Below are 19,515 nucleotides of genomic sequence, written 5' to 3' on the forward strand. Positions count from 1 at the left end.
CTGTCGCTCAGCCTTGTCACCCCTGTATCCGCCGAACAGCGTGACATTGAAACCCGTGCCGTGGTGCAACTGCCCGCAGTGCTTAGCGATGCCAAAGCCGTTGAAAAGGCCTATGCGCGGCTGAAGGTTGCGGCAAAACGCGCCTGCGACTCTGGTCTGGCTCACGACAGCGCCGCCAAAGCCTCAGACCGGGCCTGTGGCGCGGCGGCTCTGGACCGCGCCGTTCAGCAGTCGAACCTGCCCGCGCTTGTGGCCTATCACGAAGGTAAGGTGGTCAATGGCGCGGTTTATGCCGACAATTCGGACCGCAGCGCGGCTCAGCGATAATCTGTCCCAAGGCCAGAAACAAACAGCGCACCGACTGTCCCCGGTGCGCTGTTTTGCTATTTAAATAAGCGTGCCCCTTGCCATTTGGGCGCGCCCTCGCTAACCGGGACTCCATAGATATAGGAGTCTCCGCATGGCCATTGATGTGGCAACTGTGCGCAAGGTGGCGAGCCTGTCGCGCCTGCGCGAAAGCGACGAACGTCTGGAAAGTCTGGCCGGTCAGTTGAACGGCATTCTGGGCTGGATCGAGCAGCTCAATGAGGTCGATGTCAGCGACGTGCAGCCCATGACCTCCTGCGTGGAAATGACCCAGCCCCTGCGTGACGACGTGGTGACCGATGGCGGCAAGGTGGCCGATGTCGTGTCGAACGCCCCCAAAAGCCTAGATGGCTTCTTTATCGTGCCAAAAGTCGTAGAATAGGGGGTGGTGGAATAGTTATGAGTGATCTCACCAAACTGACGCTAAAAAGCGCGCTTGATGGCCTGAAGGCCAAACAATTCTCCTCGACCGAACTGACCGAAGCCTTTATCGGGGCCATCGAAAAGGCCAATCCGGCGCTGAACGCCTATGTGTTGACGACGTTCGACAAGGCGCGTGAGATGGCCGGTGAGTCCGACCGTCGCCTGAAGGCCGGTGAGGCGCGCGCACTCGAAGGCGCGCCGCTGGGCATCAAGGACCTGTTCTGCACCAAGGGCGTGCGCACCACCGCCTGTTCGGGCATCCTCGACACCTTCGTGCCGCCTTACGAATCGACCGTTACCCAGAACCTGTGGGACGATGGCGCGGTCATGCTGGGTAAGCTGAACATGGACGAATTCGCCATGGGCTCGTCCAACGAAACCTCGCACTGGGGGCCGGTGACCAATCCGTGGAAGTCGAACGCCTCCAACGCGCCCCTGACCCCCGGCGGGTCGTCGGGTGGTTCGGCCTCGGCGGTGGCCGCGGACCTGTGTCTGGCCGCCACGGCCTCGGACACCGGCGGCTCGATCCGTCAGCCAGCCGCCTTTACCGGCACGGTCGGGATCAAGCCGACCTATGGCCGCGCCTCGCGCTACGGCATGGTGGCCTTTGCCTCGTCGCTCGATCAGGCCGGTCCCATCACCAAGACGGTCGAAGACGCGGCGATCATGCTGCAATCCATGTGCTCGCACGACGCCAAGGATTCGACCAGCCTGCCCAACGCCCTGCCGGATTTCTCGAGCTTTGTCGGTAAGTCGATCAAGGGCCTGCGCGTTGGCATACCCGACGAATACCGCCTCGACGGTATTCCGGGCGAGATCGACGCCCTGTGGGAGCAGGGCATCCAGTGGCTGAAAGACGCCGGTGCTGAGATCGTGCGCATCTCGCTGCCCAACACCAAATACGCCCTGCCGTGCTACTATATTGTGGCCCCAGCGGAAGCCTCGTCCAACCTCGCCCGCTATGACGGGATGCGCTTTGGTCATCGCACCGAGGCGGCCAGCAGCCTGACCGACACCTATGAGTTGTCGCGCTCGGAAGGCTTTGGGGCCGAGGTGAAGCGCCGCATCATGATTGGCACCTATGTGCTGTCGGCGGGCTTCTACGACGCCTATTACGTCAAGGCTTTGAAGGTGCGTCGCCGCATTGCCGAAGACTTCGTCAACGCCTGGAACAGCTGTGATGTTATCCTGACCCCGGCCACGCCGTCCGCTGCCTTCCAGTTGGGCGATACGGAAAAGGCCGCTGATCCGGTGCAGATGTACCTCAATGACGTCTTCACCGTGACCACCAACCTGGCCGGGCTGCCCGGCATGGCGGTCCCGGCGGGGCTTGACTCAAAGGGTCTGCCGCTGGGCCTTCAGGTGATCGGCAAGGCGCTGGACGAAGGCACAACTCTGGCCGTGGGTGCGGTGCTCGAAAAGGCCGCAGGCTTTACGCACAAACCGTCCCAGTGGTGGTAAGCCGCTCGGTCTGAACCGATTAAAACCTCCGGGGCGCGCTCCCGGAGGTTTTTTTGTGCGTGTGACGGGTTCGTCTTTTTGGCGCAAGGGCTTGGGCTGCGGGAACCATGAGCGTATGGTGACGCGTTAACCTTTAGAGAGATGCGTATGCTGGTGACGGTTCAGGACATGATCGGGTGGGGACTTCTGGTGCTGCCGCTCATTGTGATCGCCTGGGCGGTGCTGTGGCTGGCCGAACAGACGGCGGAGCGCAACCGGCACGAACGCTATCTGCGCTTTCAGGCGGTCCTGCGCCATCTGGGGCGCGACGACACCTCATGGGCCGAGAAGATGGCCGCCGCCCACGAACTGCGCCAATATAAAGAGTACCGTCACATCATCGGCAAAATCTTCGACGACGGCAAGGTACGCGAAGAGGGGCAGGCGGCGGCGCTTGAGGCCGAGCTTAAGGACGTGTCCAAAAGCGGTTGACCCCCCATATCACGGCGTGTTGATCAACCCGCGATAGAAAATAACGCCGTAATCTGCTCTCCTCCCCACCACTACGGAACCTAGGGGAGGGAAGTTATGGTCGCCTATTCACGCCTGAAATACGCCTTTGCCGATTTGCCAGAGCCTGAGCGCGCCGAGGCCAAGCTGCGGACGCTGGACGGGCTCAAACGTCTGCGCGAGGGGCTGAAGGCCCAAATTCCGGGACGCAGCGCCTCGACCCTGCTGCTGGGGACGTGGAATATCCGCAATTTCGACGATAACCGCTTTGCGCACGGGCCGCGGCTGGAGGACAGCTTCTACTATATTGCCGAGGTCCTGTCGGCCTTTGATGTGGTGGCGGTTCAGGAGGTGTGTGAGGACCTGACCCCCTTCTCGCGCCTGATGTCGGTACTGGGGCCCGAGCACGACTATATCATTACCGATGTCACCGAAGGGCCCAGCGGTAACCGCGAGCGTCTGGGTTTCATCTATAATCGCAACAAGGTGCGCTTTACCGGCGTGGCGGGAGAAATCGTCCTGCCGTTTGAGGATCAGATTTCCGATGTGACCAAGGCGCGGCAGTTTGCGCGGACCCCCTTTGCCTGCACGTTTCAGGCCGGCTGGTTCCGTTTTAACTTTGCCACCGTGCATATCTATTACGGGGAGGACAGCCTGGCCTCCGAGGCCTATGCGCGCCGCGTCAAGGAGATCGACGCGGTAGCGAAGTTTATCGCCAAACGCGCCAAGAGCGATTCCCTGCAAAGTCATGTGCTGGTCGGCGATTTCAATATCGAGTCCGAAAATGCGCCGACTTTCGATGCCCTGAAAAAGCATGGTTTTCAGGTGTTCAAAAACAAGGTTGGTTCCAATGCCGATCAGACGCGCTTTTACGACCAGATATCCTTCATCCCCAAGGCGAACGAAGTCATGCTGGCCGACGTCCCCGATCCGCACGGGGTGTTCAATGTGTTTGACCACGTGTTCCGCGATGAAGACTATCCGTTGTTTCGTTCGGCCCTGCGCCGCATCGCCGAAGGACGCAAACGTCAGGCCGAAGCTGAACTGGCGAAAGCCACGACGGACGCCAAACGCAAGACGGCCCAGAAGGCCATCGACGCCGAAACGAAGCTGCTCAGCAGCGAGGCCCTGCTCGAAGACTATTACCGCAAAGACTGGCGCACCTTTCAGATCAGCGACCATTTTCCGCTGTTTGTGACGCTCAAGACCGATTTTACCGACACCTATCTCGATGGATTACGCGCTAAGGTGCTCGCTCCGGACTGACTGACACAAGAAAAAAGTTGTCAGACGCAATCCGTTGCGCAAGATACGGTTTTTGCGTTCGGCTGCCCGGAGTGCTCATGTCGCCCAAACCCCAAACCGAAATCACCCTGCGCGGGGTCGTGCTTGGTATCCTCATCACGCTGGTCTTCACGGCGGCGCAGGTCTATCTGGGGCTTCAGGTCGGCTTGACCTTTGCCACCTCGATCCCGGCGGCGGTCATTTCGATGGCGCTGCTGAGCGCTTTCAAATCGGCGACGATTCAGGAAAACAATATCGTTCAGACGATTGCCTCGGCGGCGGGGACGCTGGCCTCGGTGATTTTTGTGCTGCCCGGTCTGATCATTATTGGCTGGTGGCGCGACGTGCCCTTCTTCATCACTTTCGCCGCCTGTGCCATCGGCGGCATTCTGGGGGTCATGTACACCATCCCGCTGCGCCGGGCGCTGGTCTCCAACTCGCCCTTGCCCTATCCGGAAGGCGTGGCCGCGGCCGAAGTGCTGAAGGTCGGCACCAATACCCGCGAAGGCGCGCGGGAAGGGCAGGCGGGTCTGATCGCCGTGGTGCTGGGCAGCGTGGCCTCGGCCGCCTATTCGGCGCTGGCGGCGGCCAAGATGCTGGCCGGGGAACTGGCAGCCTTTTTCAAGGTCAATGTCGGCGGCAAGGTCGCGGCGACGGGCATTGCCGGTGAAAGCTCGCTGGCTTTGATCGGGGCGGGGCACCTGATGGGGATTACGGTGGGTATTGCCATGCTGACCGGGCTGGTCATCGCCTGGGGCATCGCTGTGCCGATCCTGACGTCGATGACGCCCATGCCGGACGCGAGCGCGGCGGACCATGCCGGTGCCATCTGGTCCACGCAGGTGCGCTATCTGGGGGCCGGCGCCATCGGGGCGGCGGCTATCTGGACGATTGGCAAGCTGTTGGGGCCGGTGTGGTCGGGCCTGATGTCGGCGCTGGAAGCCAATCGCAAGCGCAAGTCGGGCGGCGAAGCGTTGCCGCGTGAAGAACAGGATTTGCCGATCGCGCTGGTGGGGCTGATCTCGGTGCTGCTGCTGGTGCCGGCCGGTTTCATGATGGCGAGCTTCCTCAACGGGACGGCCATCGCGAGCCTGAGCCTGCCTCTGGTGGCGCTGGGCGTGCTCTATCTGGCCATTGCCGGTCTGCTGGCCGCCGCCGTGTGCGGCTATATGGCGGGCCTGATCGGCTCGTCCAACTCGCCGGTGTCGGGCGTGGGTATCCTCAGCGTGCTGGGGGCGGCCCTGCTGATCGGAGCCGTCGGTCATACGATCAGCGGCCCGGATGTGGGTCAGGCTCTGACGGCCTTTGCCCTGTTTGCCACCACCTTCGTGCTGGCCGTCGCCGTCGTCGGTAACGACAACCTTCAGGACCTCAAGACCGGGCAACTGGTCGGGGCGACGCCGTGGAAGCAGCAGGTGGCGCTGGTCATCGGCGTCATCGCCGGGGCGGTGGTCATTCCGCTGGTGCTTAATCTGCTCAATGAGGCCTTTGGGTTTGCGGGCGACCCCAACTATCGCGGCATTACGGGAGAACCACTGGGTGCGCCGCAGGCGACCCTGATCTCGACGCTCGCCAAGGGGGCCATTGGCGGCAGCCTGCCGTGGGGCCTTTTGGGGGCCGGTGCAGCGATCGGTGCCGGGCTTGTGGCCTTTGACCTCCTGCTGCGCAAGGTGACGAACGACAAATACAGCCTGCCGCCGCTGGGCGTGGGGCTGGCTATCTATCTGCCGTCGGCGGTAACCGCACCGGTGGTGGTCGGGGCCTTTGGCGGCTGGCTGTTTGAGCGGCTGGTGCAGGGTAAGCCGTGGGCCGAACCCGCTTCGCGGCTGGGTGTTCTGATCGCCTCAGGCTTTATCGTCGGCGAAAGCCTGTTCAAGGTGGTGCTGGCCGGGGTGATCACCTTCACCGGGTCTAAGGCCCCGCTGGCTATCCTGCCCATCCCTTATGGCGAACACACCGCCATGATCATCGCTCTGATCCTCGCCGTATCGGGCGTGGCCGGGCTCTATCGCTGGTGCGCGGGTGCGGCGAAAAAAGTACAGGGCTAATCATGCCTTGGTTGTCACCCTGCTCACGAAGGTTTACGTAGGGGCATGACGCCGAGCCCGGACCTTCTCAATCGCGTACAGACAACGTTCCTCAGCCGGGGCTTCCAGAAACTGACCATGGAAGCCCTGGCGGAGGGCTGCGGGTTTACGCGTCGCACGCTCTATAACTATTTCGAGAACAAGGACGATGCCTTTCGCGCCATGTTCCGCCAGCATAATCTGGAACTGATCGAGAGGTCTTTTGCGACGGCCCAAAACGTGCGTGAGACGGGCGGGGGTGTGCTGGATATCTTTACCGCGATGATCGACATCCGTTACGGCGACACCTGGCGTCTGATCCAGCCGTCGCCGCACGCGCTGGAGATCAAGGCGACGGTGTTTCGCATCTGCACCGACATCATGATCGAGCTGGCCACGTCGTTTCAGGCCGATCTGGCGGACTTTATCGACACGCTGGCGGCGGAAGGGGCGTTGCGCCTCAAAGGCGACTATAGCGCCGCCGAGCTGGCGCAGATGCTGGCGGATGCGGCGCGGGGCGTCAATCAGGTCTATCCGTTATTACCCCTTGAACATCTGACGTTGCAGTACCGGCGCATTACCCGCGCCATCCTGTATGGCTATCTTGAAGCCTGAACGCGATTATCTGAAAAATTTCACAAAGAGGTTGAAATTGTGAAATTTTTGCTTGTGCCCTGACTGTGATCACGCTATCAAAATCCTCGATACGGGGCGGGGATACCTCTGCATCAGTATCTGTATTTTGATCATTTCCATTACGCTTTTTAGTCCCAATCAACGCCCTGTCAGGTCCCGACAGGGCGTTTTTTGATGTTGAACAAAAGTCCGTGCGGGACTTGTCAGCCGCGCCGCAGTTCATCAAAATCGCCTGCAATAGTCCCGGCAGGCCTCTGCCGGGCATCACCGGAGCCTTTGCCATGAGTTTGCCTGAAATCCCCGTGAAGCCGGTCCATGCGGATGGCGTCACCTACTACATGCACCCGCACCCCCGTTCGCCGTTTTCCGAAGCGGTTCAGGTCGGCGGCGTCCTTTACCTGTCGGCCATGATCGGCCTTGATGCGCAGGGGCGGCTGGTGGACGGCTTTGAGCCGCAGGTGCGCCAGATCATGTCCAATTCGCAGGCCATCCTGCGCCGCTACGGGCTGGGGCTGGAGCACGTGTTCAAGACGACCGTGATGATGAAGGATATGGCCAACTGGAGCGCCTTCAACCGCCTGTACAAGCCCTATTTCCACCCGACGCGCCTGCCGGTGCGCACCGCCTTCGGCGTCAGCGATCTGGCCTATGGGGCCGAGGTCGAACTGGAGTTTCAGGCCTACGTGCCGCACGGCGGCTAATCAGGAGCGCTGACCATAAAAAAGGCCGGCGCGAACACCGGCCTTTTCTCATTTATGTAGACAGGCTTAGAACGCTTTCTTCAGCGAGAGACCATAGGTGCGCGGTTCCGACACCATGACCGTCAGGTTGTTGAAGTCGATACCGCTTTCGGCCACGATATTGTCTTCGAGATTGCGCACATAGGCGGCGATTTCCAGACCGCCCTTGGTGACGTAACCGCCACGCAGGCCCGTCTGGGTGAACGACTTGCCGGTGAACTCGGTCGCTTCATAGAGGAAGAAGTTGATTTCCGAGCGGTAAGCCACGTCGCCATAGACGAAGAAGCGGCTGCCATCGCCCATCGGCCAGACGTACTGAGCCGTCAGGTTGGCCACCCATTCCGGCGCCTGGGGCAGGGGGTTGCCGTCGATATAGGCAAAGCGCGTGCCGCCCGACACATAGGTGCGGTCCAGCGGCGTACACAGGCCCGACCCACAGGTGGCCACGGCGGTCACCGGGTCCTGAATTTCTGTGCCGTTATAGCTGGCGCTGGCCGTCAGCAGCAGGTTATCGGTCGGCTTGAACGACAGGTCGGCTTCGATGCCGCGACCGATGGCTTCCTTGGCATTGATCAGCTTGGCCGAGTTGACCGCGCCGCCGACGGCCGTGATCTGAAGATCCTTCGTCTTGAAATAATAGGCCGCGATGTCGTAGCGCAGCATCTTGTCAAAGGCATAGCCCTTGAAGCCGGTTTCGTAGGAGGTCGTGGTCTGCTCACCGGCCGTGGTCGGCACGCCGCCGAAGTTTACACGGTCCTGAATCGCCGGGGCGAGATAGCCGGTGGCGAAGCGGGCGTACCAGTTGAGGTTCGGCGAGATCACATAGGTGGCGCTGAGGTCGCCGGAGACGTTGTCGCCATCGACCTTGGTGGTGACGGGCAGAGCCTTGCCGGGGAAGACGGCGCGGCCCCAGACGATGTCCTTCTTCTCGTCCGAGGTGTAGCGCAGGCCGGCGCGCAGGGTCAGGGCGTCGGTGGCCTTGTATTCTGCCGAACCGAAGACGGCGAAGCTGGTGCCGTGGTTCTTATGACGCACGTCGCCATTGTTGAGGTAGTCCAACTCGTTATACTTCAGGACCTGGTCGAAGTAGTAGAGGCCGAACTGACCGCGCCATTGGCCGAACTGCTCGGTTTCAAAGCGCAGTTCCTGCGAAAACTCTTCCGGCTCGGTCGTGCCGCCGGTGGCGACGGGGAAGAAGGTGCCGTAGAGGGTGGGGGCGACGATGGTCGAGACGCCGCCGTCGATGTCGCCGGAGCTTTCGGTCTTGGCGCGCTCATAGGCGGTGATCGAGTGCAGCGTGCCCATACCGTCGAAGGTGTAGCTCAGTTGCAGGTTGGTGCCAAAGGCGTCGAGCGACTGGCTGATGAACGGGCTGTCGAGGCGGACCTTTTCGACATCGAAGCCGGTGTTGAAATCATTGGTGCCCGGCTTGATGGCGCTGGCGCGGAACAGACGCGGCGTGCCGTCCAGCGTGCGGCCATGCACGTTGAGCAGGGCCTCGAAGTTACCGCTGACGTAGCGCAACTGACCGCGCAGCGCGATGTCTTCGTAGCCTTCCAGCTTCTTGCCGTTGGCGAGGTTGGTCACCCAGTCGTCGCGGCGCTGAACAATGCCCGACAGGCGGCCGGAGAAGCCGTTGCCCAGTCCACCGGTGACCGCACCTTCGGCATTGACGGTGCCCAGATTGCCGGCGGCAACGCTGTAATAGCCACCAAACACCTCTGACGGCTTGGCCGAGCTGAGCTTGACGACGCCTGACGGCGTGTTGCGCCCGAACAGCGTGCCTTGCGGGCCGCGCAGCACTTCGACGGCGGCGAGGTCGAAGATCGGGAAGGATTTCAGCATCGGGTTTTCCAGCGCCACGTCATCATAGACGACGGAAACCGGCTGCGAGGCATTGGGATCGAAGTCCGTATTGCCGAGGCCGCGGATGTAGAAGCGCGGGAAGGTACGGCCAAACGACGATTCGACGTTCAGCGACGGCGTGCGCGACGCCAGCACGCGGATGTCGAGGCCTGACGAATTGATGACATCGAGCTTGGTACCCGCCAGCGACGACACGGCGACCGGTACGTCTCTGGCCTTTTCCAGACGGCGCGACGCGGTGACGACGACTTCGGTCGTGGCGCTATCCTCGGCCTTGGGTGAGGTGTCTTCGGCATGGGCCGCGCCGACCAGCGCGGTCAGGGCAAGCAAAGAGACGCCGCCCAGACGGGCGGAAAAACGGCGCGCGGTGCGCGATTGGATTGGGTGCATGACGATCCTCGGAGCAATAACTTGCCCCTTCCGCAGCGTTTGTGTCCCTGTAGCCCCGTGTTCCCCCGGAGTCTTGGCTAACGCTAGCATAGCATGTCGCTTTTGCAACGAAGCTGTGTCGAGTTTGTAACATTGATTTCCAACTATGGCTTTTTGGCCATGCCCTAAGGTCAAGTTGGCTTTTTCGGCTTTCTTATGGGGCGGTGGCAACCGCGCATAGAAACCTTAGAGCGGGCACGCCACTCTCACGGCGGAAAGTGAGGTGCACTATGAACGGATCACTTAAATATACCTTTGGCGCGCTGCTGGGCGCCGCCACCCTCGGTCTGGCCTTGCCTGCGGCCGCGCAGAGCTATGACGGCTGGTGCTATCAGAAGGGCAGTTCGGCCCGCACCAAGGGCACGGTAATCGGGGCCGCTGCCGGTGGCGTGCTCGGCAATGTCGTCGCCGGTAAGGGCAACAAGACCGAAGGTACGATTCTGGGGGCCGTGGTCGGTGGCGTCATCGGCAATCAGGTCGCCAAGAAGAACAAGGAAAAGGAAACGGCTTCGGCCAACTGCCTGAATAGCCGGTATTACGTCTATGACCGCGGCTATTATGAGCCGCCGTCGCCGCCCGACGGGTATCGCATCGCCTATTTCACCCAGCGTCCCTATTACAGCTCGTACTGGGTGAAGCGCGACGGCGAGGATTATCGCTATCGCCGTTGATCAAACCTCAGTCTTTGATCGAGAAAACCCGGCCCCTGCGCCGGGTTTTTTGCGTGTGGCTGCCCTTTGACGTAATTGCGTCACAGCTCTGTTCGATATTCCGGGAAGTTTTTTGAACGCACCTGAACATCGCTGTTCAGTCCCGGTTCAGGCGGGAGGTGTCAGTCTGCGTCCAACGTCTGTTTTATTATATAAGGAGTATTGCTATGACCCAACTGTCTGCAAAGATGATCGCCGGTGGCTTTGCCGCCGCCCTGGCTCTCGGCGCTCTGGCCGCCACCCCGGCCGCCGCGCAAAACTATGACGGTTTCTGCTATCACAAGCAGCAGAACACTAAGACCAAGGGCACCGTCATTGGTGCCGTGGCGGGTGCCGCCCTCGGTAATGTCGTGGCCGGCAAGGGCAACAAGACCGAAGGCACCGTTCTGGGGGCCGTGGTTGGCGGCGCGATCGGTAATCAGGTCGGTGAAGAAGTGAAGGAAAACAAGGTCGAACAGTGCCTGAATAACCAGTACTATGTGTTTGACCGTCGTGAATACGCCCCGCCGCCCGCGCCGAAGGGCTATACGGTCGCCTATTATACGCAGCGTCCGTACTACAGCACCTATTACACGCACCGTAACGGTCGTGTCGTGGTGTGGACGCCGCGCCGCCGCTAAGACAAAGGCAAAAAACGCCCGGCCAGAGCGGGTTCCAATCAGGTTTGATCGGAACCCGCTCTATTTTTTTGTCGCGCATTTGATTCCGAAAAGTGCGTCACACTTTTTGGAATGCGCTCAGGCCGGGCGTTTTTTTACGCAGAACTGCGAACGTAGCTTAATAAAAAAGCAGGGCCGGTGGGGTCACCGGCCCACTGAAGAATAGGGGCAAATTGAAACGAGAATAACTCAAACGCCATCCAAATAGATTGCGCGGTGACCCATCTTCCGGAAGAGCCACGATCAACAGAAAAACACGGACAATTCCGCCTGGCTATACCGTCGATATGGTATGGGCTCCCATAAACCCGTGACCCCGATTGTGAGGGGGGGGTGGGCATGTTAAACCCGATATCAAGGTATTTTGAAAACCCGCAGGTACAGTTCGTTTACATGTCCGAGTCCCGTCTGGTCCTTATCGAGGACGATCCCTTTGTTCGCCGCCATATCGCCACTCTGATCGAGGCGGCGCCGGACATGCGACTGACCGGAGAAGCGGGGAGCGTGACGGAGGGGCTGGCCCTGCTGGATACCGCCCCCGATCTGATCGTTCTCGATCTGGGGCTCAGCGACGGCAGCGGCCTTGAGATCATCAAGGCGGCGCGTCAGCGGGGTTTGCCCACCCGCATCCTTATCCTGACGGTGTTCGGGGATGAGACCTCGGTCATTTCGGCGCTGACGGCGGGGGCCGACGGCTATGTGCTGAAGGACAGTGCCGAGAGCGAACTGATCGGCAGCATTCGCCACACACTGAACGGCGGCTCGCCCATTTCGGCCCCGGTGGCGGCCTATCTGCTGCGCCATATCCGCAAGGACGCGTCGCTGGCCGTCGCCGCCGAACCGGAACTGGCCGAAGATGCACCGGGTATCACACCGCGTGAGATCGAGCTTCTGTCGCTGCTGGCCAAGGGGTTGAGCTATAAGGAAGCGGCCAGTGTGCTGGATATTTCGCACCACACGGTCGGCACCCACGTCAAGGCCATCTATCGCAAGCTGGCGGTCAATTCGCGCTCGGAAGCTGTGTTTGAAGCGGTGCGCAGCGGTCTGATCCGCATGTAGTTTCGCCCGGCGGCTTGTGATCCCTGCAAACCTGCGGTTATGGTGAGGTATGTTTCGCCTTCCGACCGCTGCGCCCTGGACCCATCTGTGCCGCGCCCTGTGCTGGGCGCTGGTGGCGCAGATCGTGTTCTGGAGCCTGTTGTTCACCTTTGCCCGCAAGCCGTTGCCGTCGGAGACCACGGAACCCTATCGCGTGCGCGAGGTCTATATGCGGGCCGTGGACGGCCTAACGCCGCAGCCCTTTCCGCTGAGCCAGATGACGCTTCTGCCGGACGGCATGACCCCCATGCCGGACGACTTCGCCAATGTCTGCGTGCGCGGCGCGACCTTTCCGGCCTATCAGATTTCCTTTCTGCTGACGTCGCAGCCGAACCGCGGCTTTGAGGCCCTGTTCCTACCCATGATCCGGGATAATTACGCCGTCTATCTCAATGGCCACCTGCTGACGACACCGCGCGGGCAACTCGGCTTTCCGTCCAGTCATGACGGTTTGCGGCCGCAACTCCTGAGCCTGACGCCGGACATGCTGCGCTCAGACGAGAACCGGGTCGATATCGTTGCGGTGGCCAATGGTTGTCAGCCGCATATGAAGGGCGTTTTGTTTGGCCCGGAGACGGATTTGCGTCAGCTTCAGGATCATCGTCTGATGACCACACTCGGTATGCCGCTGATCACGGTGATCGCCGCTACCCTGCTGAGCATGATCGCCACCGCCCTTTTGCCGATCAGCGGATATAACCGCCTGTTCCTCAGCGTCACCCTGTTCATGGCGGCGCTGGCGGTGCGGGGGGCCAGTTTCATGTGGCACGGCAGCGTCCTGCCGGATGCCCTGCATGACACACTGTTGTCGATCATTTCGGGGCTGACCATGGGGGCGACGGCCTATTTTCTCAAAAACTGGACCTCGGCCCCGGATCGGCATACGCCCATCATTGTGGGCGTCACGCTGGCGGATGTGGCGCTGCTGCTGATCGGGTGGGCCACGAAGCAGAGCGGGCTGCCGACGGTGACCGAGACCCTGCTCATCCTCGTCTGTTCCGCCTATTTCCTATATCGCATGTGGGCGCTGGCGCAGTCTCAGCCGCAACTGCTGTTGCGCTCCTTCCCTTTTCTGTCGATCGGGCTGGTGACGACCCTTTATGATCTCTACCACGGCCTGTTCGGTCTGCCGCGGCCGCTGACGGCGGGGCTCTACTTCCCCTTCGTGATCATTGCCGGGATCGCTATCGACCTGGTGACGCGGGGATTTGAGCTGTACCGCACAGCCGAAGAACAGCGTGATGATCTGGCGCGGCAGGTGCGCGACCGTGAGGCCGAAATCCGTGACTCCTATGCCCGCCTTCAGGAGCAGGAGCAGCTCAATGCCGTCAATGCCGAGCGTCAGCGCCTGATCCGCGACATGCACGACGGGGTGGGCGGGCATCTGGTCAGCCTGCTGATGCAGCTCAAGTTGGGGGCTGTCCCGGCAGAGACGATGCGCGTCAATATTCAGGCCGCCGTCGATGACCTGCGCCTGATCATCGACTCGATGGATTCGATGGGGGATTCGCTGGAGGTCGGGCTGGCCATTTTCCGCGAACGGATGCGCCCGCGCCTTCAGGTGGTGGGAGTGGAACTGAACTGGCGCAATGCGCTGGAAGCGGAGCCGCGCGGGTATCGACCAAACGAAATTCTCAATATTTACCGTATTTTGCAGGAAGGGGTTACCAATGCGCTTAAACACGCGCAGCCAAAAACCATCGACCTCAGCCTGCGCGCCGACCCGGACCAGCCGGGCTGGCTGATCCTGACTCTCAGCGATGATGGCGTGGGCTTTGCCACCGATGAGCGCGCCTCGGCCGGGCGAGGCTTAAGCCACCTGCGCCGTCGCGCCCAGATGATTGGCGGACGCATCGACATCATGTCGGCACCGGGCAGCGGTACGACGATCCGCCTCTATGTGCCGCCGCCGTCATCCGCGTCTTGATATTGCGGCTACATTAAACTAAACTAATCAGACTTAGTTTAATGAGGTGGCCATGACCACGGTCAATATACACGAGGCCAAAACCCACCTGTCGCGGCTGGTGGAACAGGCGGCCAAGGGGGAGAGCTTCATCATCGCCAAGGCGGGCAAGCCGGTGGCGCGCGTAAGCGCCATTGACGCGCCTGAGCGTGCACAGGTGCGCCGTCTGGGGTTCCTGAGCGGTCATATCCGCACGCCGGACGATTTTGACCGTATGGGCGAAGAGGCGGTCGCGCGCCTGTTCGGTGGCGCATGAAGTTGCTGCTCGATACCCATATCCTGCTGTGGGCTGCGGGTGAGCCGGAAAAGCTGCCGTCTGAGATACGGCGCCAACTCGAAGACCCCGAAAACACGCTGCTGTTCAGCGCCGCCAGCCTGTGGGAGGTTGCCATCAAACGCGGCCTGGGGCGCGATGATTTTCAGGCCGATCCACGTCTGTTGCGGCGGGGTCTTCTGGATAATGGCTATGTCGAACTGCCGATCCTGAGCGCCCATACGGTGATGGTCGATACCCTGCCGCCCATTCATGAAGACCCATTCGACCGCCTGCTGGTGGCGCAGGCGCTATATGAAGGCGTGAAGCTGATCAGCGTCGATCCGCAGGTATTGCGCTATTTCGAAGCGTCTGCCTCTTCCCTGTGAAAGCCGGCCCCGCTATAGGGTGAATATGACCGACTCTGCCTCCAGATATATCCAGGGCCGCACCGGCCCGTGGGAACTCGTTATCGGCCTTGAGATTCACGCTCAGGTCGCCTCGACCTCCAAACTGTTTTCGGGTGCCGCCGTAGGCTTCGGCGCGGGCCCCAATGAACAGGTGAGCCTTGTGGACGCGGGCTTCCCCGGCATGTTGCCGGTGCTGAACCGCTTTTGCGTCGAGCAGGCGGTGAAGACGGGACTGGGCCTGAAGGCGCAGATCAACCCGCATTCGCGCTTTGACCGTAAAAACTACTTCTATCCCGATCTGCCGCAGGGCTATCAGATTTCGCAGCTCTTTTACCCCATCGTGGGTGAGGGAGAGGTGCTGATCGACCTGTCGGACGGTACGCAAAAGACGGTGCGTATCGAGCGCCTGCATCTGGAACAGGATGCGGGCAAGTCGATCCACGACCTCGATCCCAACAACACCTATGTCGATCTGAACCGGGCGGGCACGGCGCTGATGGAGATTGTCTCCAAGCCGGATATCCGTTCGGCCGAAGAGGCCGTGGCCTATTTCAAGAAGATCCGCACCATCCTCGTCTATCTCGGCACGTCCGACGGCGACATGGAAAAGGGCAATATGCGCGCCGACGTCAACGTTTCGGTGCGTAAGCCCGGCGGTGAACTGGGCACGCGCTGCGAAATCAAGAACGTCAACTCGTTCCGCTTCATGCAGCAGGCCATCGAGTATGAGGCCCGTCGTCAGATCGAGATCATCGAAGACGGCGGCACCATCACGCAGGAAACCCGCCTGTTCGATTCGGTTAAGGTCGAGACGCGCTCGCTTCGGTCCAAGGAAGAGGCGCACGATTATCGCTATTTCCCCGACCCGGACCTGCTGCCGCTGGAGCTGGAGCTGGCCTGGATCGAGGATATCAAGAAGTCTCTGCCGGAACTGCCGGACGACAAGCGTCAGCGTCTGATGACGCAATATGGCCTCAGCCAGTATGACGCCACCGTGCTGGTCACCGAGCAGGCGCGCGCCGACTATTACGAGGCGGCAGCGAAAGGCCGTGACGCCAAGCTGGTCGCCAACTGGGTGACGAACGAGCTTCTGGCGCGTCTGACCAAGGACGGGCTGGAGATCGAACAGAGCCCGCTGCCGCCGGCGCATATTGCCGGTCTGGTCGAGCTGATCGAAACCAATGTCATTTCCTCGAAGATCGCCAAGACGGTGTTCGAGCACATGTGGGAAGGCAAGGGCACGATCACCCCGGCCGAGATCGTCGAAACGCACGGTCTCAAACAGGTGACGGATACCGGCGCGATTGAAAAGGCCATTGACGAGATCATCGCTGCCAACCCCGACAAGGCCGAGGCGGCGAAGGAAAAGCCACAGGCCATCGGCTGGTTCGTCGGTCAGGTCATGAAAGCCACCGGCGGCAAGGCCAATCCGGCGGCGGTCAACGACCTCCTGAAAAGCAAGCTGGGTCTTTAAGTCCACAGGAAAAAGCCCCGCCGGTTGGCGGGGCTTTTTTGTTATTGATTAGTCGTCGGCTGGTCCTTGGTGACCGGCTCATCGGTCTGCGGCAGGGGCGGCACCGGGGCATTGGGGTCGCCCGCCTGCGGTTGGTTGGTTGTGGGCGCCGGGTTGGCCGGGTCCTGCATCGGGTCCGTAGCCGGTTGCGTCGGCTGAGCCGGATCGCCCATGGTCGGCGTCGCGCTGGTGTTTGTTGCGCTGCTGTTTGGGGCCGGGGCGCTGGTTGTGGTGCTGGCCTCTGTCGAGACGTCAGCGGCCTGAGCGGCGCGCAGGGATTGAGCGTTCAGTTCCGCGGTGGCGGCGTTCTGCGACTTGCGGTCCTGCCTGGCCGTCGGGGCCTGTTTTTCCGGTTTGGCGGCCATTGCCTCTTGCGTTGCGCCCGTTTGCGGCATGGCGTTGGGCTGGGCGGGCATGTCCTGTGCAAAGGCCGTCGGGGCGACGAGCAGGAAGGCAGCGGTAGCGGCGGTGGTGAGAAGGCGGGTCATGATGATCCTCAGGAGGTGGGGGTGAAACTCTGGTGTTGAAAACTTTGGCGTCGAAACTGGCCCTGACTGTCTCACCCCCACGCCGGTTTCTCAATTTTGCCGCCCTTGCAAACCGCAGCTCTGCCTTTAGCCCCGGCTTATTTTCTTTATGGACGGCGTAAAAAGGTGCTCAATTTTCCTCATTTTGCGCCCAAAAAGCCTGAGAGCCACATCAGGCGCTTACAGAACCGGTCGCGCCACTGAAGCCGTCCTGACGTGTCCGCAATGTGTCTTATGCTTTTCCAACGCCCTCAGCCCCTTATCCCCAGCGTGCCCTTGCGCCACCGACCTGTGCGTGAGAGATTGCCCTTCAACAAAAGGGGGACCGCATGGCGTCCGACTATGCCCTCAGTCTTGAGGGGGTGAGCAAATATTACGGCGACTTCGCCGCGGTGCAGGATCTGAGCTTCCGCGTGCCGCGCGGCTCGATCTGCGGCTTTCTGGGGCCGAACGGGGCTGGCAAGACGTCGAGCGTGCGCATGATGCTGGGCCTGTCACAGCCGAGCGCCGGCACCATCACCGTTTTGGGCGGTGAGGGGGCCAAGGTGCTCGACCGCATCGGCTTTCTGCCCGAAGAACGCGGCCTGTATCGCAAGATGTCGCCCGTGGACATGATCGTCTTTCTGGGCGGGTTGAAAGGCATGAAGGCCTCCGCGGCGCGCAAGAAGGCGATTGAGCTTCTGACGGCGCAGGGCCTCGGCGAATTTATGTATAAGCCGATCAAGTCCCTGTCGAAGGGCATGTCGCAAAAGGTGCAACTGATCGGCTGTCTGGTCCACGAACCGGAGCTTGTCATTCTTGATGAGCCGTTTTCGGGGCTTGATCCGGTCAATCAGCAGGGGCTGGAGGACATGATCCGCGACCTGGCCAAACGCGGGGCAACCGTGCTGTTTTCCACCCACGTCATGGCCCATGCCGAGCGCCTGTGCGAAAACGTCGTCATGCTGACCAGGGGGCGCAAGGTGTTCGAAGGCACCCTGCGTCAGGCGCGCGAACGCGCGCCGCGCTATCTGGAACTGGAAGGGGCACTGACCCGCGCGCAGGTTACCGGTCTGCCCGGCGTGTCCGAAGTGATCGACGCCGGGGCGGGCGAAGATGGCACCGCGCGCTGGCGTCTGCGCTTCCTGCCCGGCGTCACGCCCAATGAGGCGCTGAAGACGGTGCTGGTCGGCGGGTTGGATGTGCGCCGCTTCGAAGCGCATGAGCCGACCCTGCACGACGCCTTTATTGTCCTGACCAACGGGGGAGAACCGGCATGAAGACGCTGCTGATCGCGCGCCGTGAATATCTCGCCTTCGTCAAGACGGTCGGCTTCTGGCTGTCCCTGCTGGTCCTGCCGGTACTGATGGCGGGATCGGTGTTTATTCCCATACTGATGAGCCGCAGCGGTGGCGAAGAGGCCAGCCGTGTGGCCATCCTCGACCTCAGCGGTGAAAACCTGACCCCGGCCTTGCAGGCCCTGCTGGATAGGCCGGACCCTGCCGTCGCCGCCCTGCACGAGGCGGCCCCCAGCGTTTCGGCGCGTCAGGCCCTGCGCCAGATGGCCAGTCGCCGCGACTATCAGGCCGTCCCGTTGCCGGAAGGGCTGACGCCGGACATGACGCTGACGGCCGCCGAGGCGCGCCTGTCGCAACTGATGCAGGCGGAAAACCGCAGCGTCGATCAGGTGATCGTCGCCTATGTCGAAAAGACGCCCGAACCGCATCTGGCTTTCCACCTGTGGTCGTCGCAGACCAGGGGCAAGTCGCTGGAAGACTATCTGCGCTGGGACCTGCACGCCCTGCAATCGGCCTATCTGGCCAAACAGAAGGGCGTGGACCCGCAGGTCGCCACCGCGCTGCGTGAGGCGCGGGCCGAGATCAGCAGCCTGACCCCGGCCATTGCCGCCGCGGGCGCTGATGACAAGGCGTCCTTTACCGAGTCGCTGAAAGAAAATGGCCCGCACTTTGTCGGCATCGTCCTCAGCTACCTCACCTGGATGTCGATTTTCTCGTCCTCGGTCATCCTGCTGTCGGGGGTGATCGAAGAAAAATCCTCGCGCGTGCTGGAGGTGCTTTTGACCTCGGCCCCGGCCAGCAGCCTGCTGGTCGGTAAGGTTCTGGGCGTGTTCATGGTGCTGCTGACGGTCGCCGGGCTATGGAGCGCGGTGGCCGCCGGCATTATGGGCTACGGGCTGGCCTTTATGCCGCCGGACATGATGAACAACGTGCATGTGCTGGCTGGCGCGGTGTTCAAGGTCGAAGCCATCGTGCCCATGCTGCTGTTCTTTGTCGGTGGCTATCTGATGTATGGCATCACCTTTATCGCTATCGGTTCCTTCTGTGAGACGCAGAAAGAAGCGCAGGCGATCATGGGGCCGATCGTGGTGGTGCTGATGATCCCGATGATGAGCCTTCAGGCGGCGCTGATGTCGCCCGACCTGCCGCTGATCCGCTACCTGTCGTGGGTGCCGCTGTTTACGCCCTTCCTGATGCCGCTACGCGTCTTGGGTGGCGCGCCGTGGTGGGAGATTCTGGCGACACTGGCCGGCATGGGAGCCATGGCGTGGCTGATGATCCGGCTGGGGGCCCGCGCCTTCAAGCAGGGCGCGCTGGGCGGCGGCAAGTTTAGCTGGAAGGC

The 19,515-nt window shown here is 61.5% G+C and carries 20 protein-coding genes; 17 read left to right on the forward strand and 3 right to left on the reverse strand.

The annotated features are described in order from the left end of the window. From Q0072_RS10640 to Q0072_RS10670, 7 genes are all read left to right on the forward strand, one after another. On the forward strand, positions 1-327 hold a 327-nt coding region (locus Q0072_RS10640; protein WP_298329588.1), incomplete at its 5' end, for a UrcA family protein. A gap of 133 nt (positions 328-460) precedes the next feature. Next, the gene (gene gatC / locus Q0072_RS10645) at positions 461-748 is read left to right on the forward strand and encodes an Asp-tRNA(Asn)/Glu-tRNA(Gln) amidotransferase subunit GatC (RefSeq protein ID WP_126423477.1); all 288 of its coding nucleotides are present in this window, start codon (positions 461-463) and stop codon (positions 746-748) included. A gap of 17 nt (positions 749-765) precedes the next feature. Further along, entirely contained in the window at positions 766-2,250 is a 1,485-nt protein-coding gene (gene gatA / locus Q0072_RS10650) for an Asp-tRNA(Asn)/Glu-tRNA(Gln) amidotransferase subunit GatA (RefSeq protein WP_298329591.1), read from the forward strand. 147 nt (positions 2,251-2,397) lie between these two features. Next, entirely contained in the window at positions 2,398-2,721 is a 324-nt protein-coding gene (locus Q0072_RS10655; RefSeq protein WP_298329594.1) for a hypothetical protein, read from the forward strand. Positions 2,722-2,817: 96 nt separating this feature from the next. Then, the gene (locus Q0072_RS10660) at positions 2,818-4,005 is read left to right on the forward strand and encodes an endonuclease/exonuclease/phosphatase family protein (RefSeq protein WP_298329597.1); all 1,188 of its coding nucleotides are present in this window, start codon (positions 2,818-2,820) and stop codon (positions 4,003-4,005) included. A gap of 77 nt (positions 4,006-4,082) precedes the next feature. Beyond that, positions 4,083-6,071, forward strand: coding sequence for an OPT family oligopeptide transporter (locus tag Q0072_RS10665; RefSeq protein WP_298329600.1), 1,989 nt, complete (start codon positions 4,083-4,085; stop codon positions 6,069-6,071). 45 nt (positions 6,072-6,116) lie between these two features. Further along, positions 6,117-6,704 carry a TetR/AcrR family transcriptional regulator gene (locus Q0072_RS10670; protein ID WP_298329603.1) on the forward strand — a complete coding sequence of 196 codons (588 nt, stop codon included), beginning with the start codon at positions 6,117-6,119 and terminating at the stop codon, positions 6,702-6,704. Here Q0072_RS10670 and Q0072_RS10675 read toward each other — a convergent pair. Continuing rightward, positions 6,667-7,008: a hypothetical protein gene (locus Q0072_RS10675; RefSeq protein WP_298329606.1), complete on the reverse strand. Its 342-nt coding sequence runs from the start codon at positions 7,006-7,008 to the stop codon at positions 6,667-6,669. The two genes, Q0072_RS10670 and Q0072_RS10675, sit on opposite strands and share 38 nt — an antisense overlap. Between Q0072_RS10675 and Q0072_RS10680 the strand changes: the two genes are divergently transcribed. Further along, positions 7,007-7,426, forward strand: a complete 420-nt coding sequence (locus tag Q0072_RS10680; protein ID WP_126424084.1) for a RidA family protein — start codon at positions 7,007-7,009, stop codon at positions 7,424-7,426. The two genes, Q0072_RS10675 and Q0072_RS10680, sit on opposite strands and share 2 nt — an antisense overlap. Before the next feature lie 66 nt (positions 7,427-7,492). Here the strand turns inward: Q0072_RS10680 and Q0072_RS10685 are convergent, their stop codons facing one another. Continuing rightward, positions 7,493-9,721 carry a TonB-dependent receptor gene (locus tag Q0072_RS10685; protein WP_298329610.1) on the reverse strand — a complete coding sequence of 743 codons (2,229 nt, stop codon included), beginning with the start codon at positions 9,719-9,721 and terminating at the stop codon, positions 7,493-7,495. Positions 9,722-9,990: 269 nt separating this feature from the next. Between Q0072_RS10685 and Q0072_RS10690 the strand changes: the two genes are divergently transcribed. The 7 genes from Q0072_RS10690 (at position 9,991) to gatB (ending at position 16,330) form a co-directional block, all read left to right on the forward strand. Beyond that, positions 9,991-10,431 carry a glycine zipper 2TM domain-containing protein gene (locus Q0072_RS10690; protein WP_290793431.1) on the forward strand — a complete coding sequence of 147 codons (441 nt, stop codon included), beginning with the start codon at positions 9,991-9,993 and terminating at the stop codon, positions 10,429-10,431. Between the two features lie 206 nt (positions 10,432-10,637). Then, entirely contained in the window at positions 10,638-11,090 is a 453-nt protein-coding gene (locus Q0072_RS10695) for a glycine zipper 2TM domain-containing protein (RefSeq protein ID WP_298329615.1), read from the forward strand. A gap of 432 nt (positions 11,091-11,522) precedes the next feature. After that, positions 11,523-12,188: a response regulator transcription factor gene (locus Q0072_RS10700; protein ID WP_298329618.1), complete on the forward strand. Its 666-nt coding sequence runs from the start codon at positions 11,523-11,525 to the stop codon at positions 12,186-12,188. Positions 12,189-12,237: 49 nt separating this feature from the next. Then, complete coding sequence (locus Q0072_RS10705) at positions 12,238-14,154, forward strand: ATP-binding protein (protein WP_298329621.1); 1,917 nt, start codon at positions 12,238-12,240, stop codon at positions 14,152-14,154. Positions 14,155-14,206: 52 nt separating this feature from the next. Next, positions 14,207-14,449: a type II toxin-antitoxin system Phd/YefM family antitoxin gene (locus Q0072_RS10710; RefSeq protein WP_298329626.1), complete on the forward strand. Its 243-nt coding sequence runs from the start codon at positions 14,207-14,209 to the stop codon at positions 14,447-14,449. Further along, a complete protein-coding gene (locus tag Q0072_RS10715; RefSeq protein ID WP_298329628.1) occupies positions 14,446-14,835 on the forward strand; it encodes a type II toxin-antitoxin system VapC family toxin in 390 nt (129 codons plus the stop codon). Before Q0072_RS10710 ends, Q0072_RS10715 begins: the two co-directional genes overlap by 4 nt. Before the next feature lie 25 nt (positions 14,836-14,860). After that, complete coding sequence (gatB, locus tag Q0072_RS10720) at positions 14,861-16,330, forward strand: Asp-tRNA(Asn)/Glu-tRNA(Gln) amidotransferase subunit GatB (protein ID WP_298329630.1); 1,470 nt, start codon at positions 14,861-14,863, stop codon at positions 16,328-16,330. A gap of 41 nt (positions 16,331-16,371) precedes the next feature. Here gatB and Q0072_RS10725 read toward each other — a convergent pair whose 3' ends face one another. Then, positions 16,372-16,857 carry a hypothetical protein gene (locus tag Q0072_RS10725; protein WP_298329632.1) on the reverse strand — a complete coding sequence of 162 codons (486 nt, stop codon included), beginning with the start codon at positions 16,855-16,857 and terminating at the stop codon, positions 16,372-16,374. Positions 16,858-17,225: 368 nt separating this feature from the next. Here Q0072_RS10725 and Q0072_RS10730 point away from each other — a divergent pair, with 368 nt between their 5' ends. Beyond that, entirely contained in the window at positions 17,226-18,155 is a 930-nt protein-coding gene (locus Q0072_RS10730) for an ATP-binding cassette domain-containing protein (RefSeq protein ID WP_298329634.1), read from the forward strand. Then, positions 18,152-19,515, forward strand: a 1,364-nt coding sequence (locus Q0072_RS10735; RefSeq protein WP_298329637.1) for an ABC transporter permease, incomplete at its 3' end; no start/stop codon positions are given. The genes Q0072_RS10730 and Q0072_RS10735, both read left to right, overlap by 4 nt.

Origin of the sequence: Asticcacaulis sp. (assembly GCF_027484505.1) — a bacterium.
Lineage (GTDB): Bacteria > Pseudomonadota > Alphaproteobacteria > Caulobacterales > Caulobacteraceae > Asticcacaulis.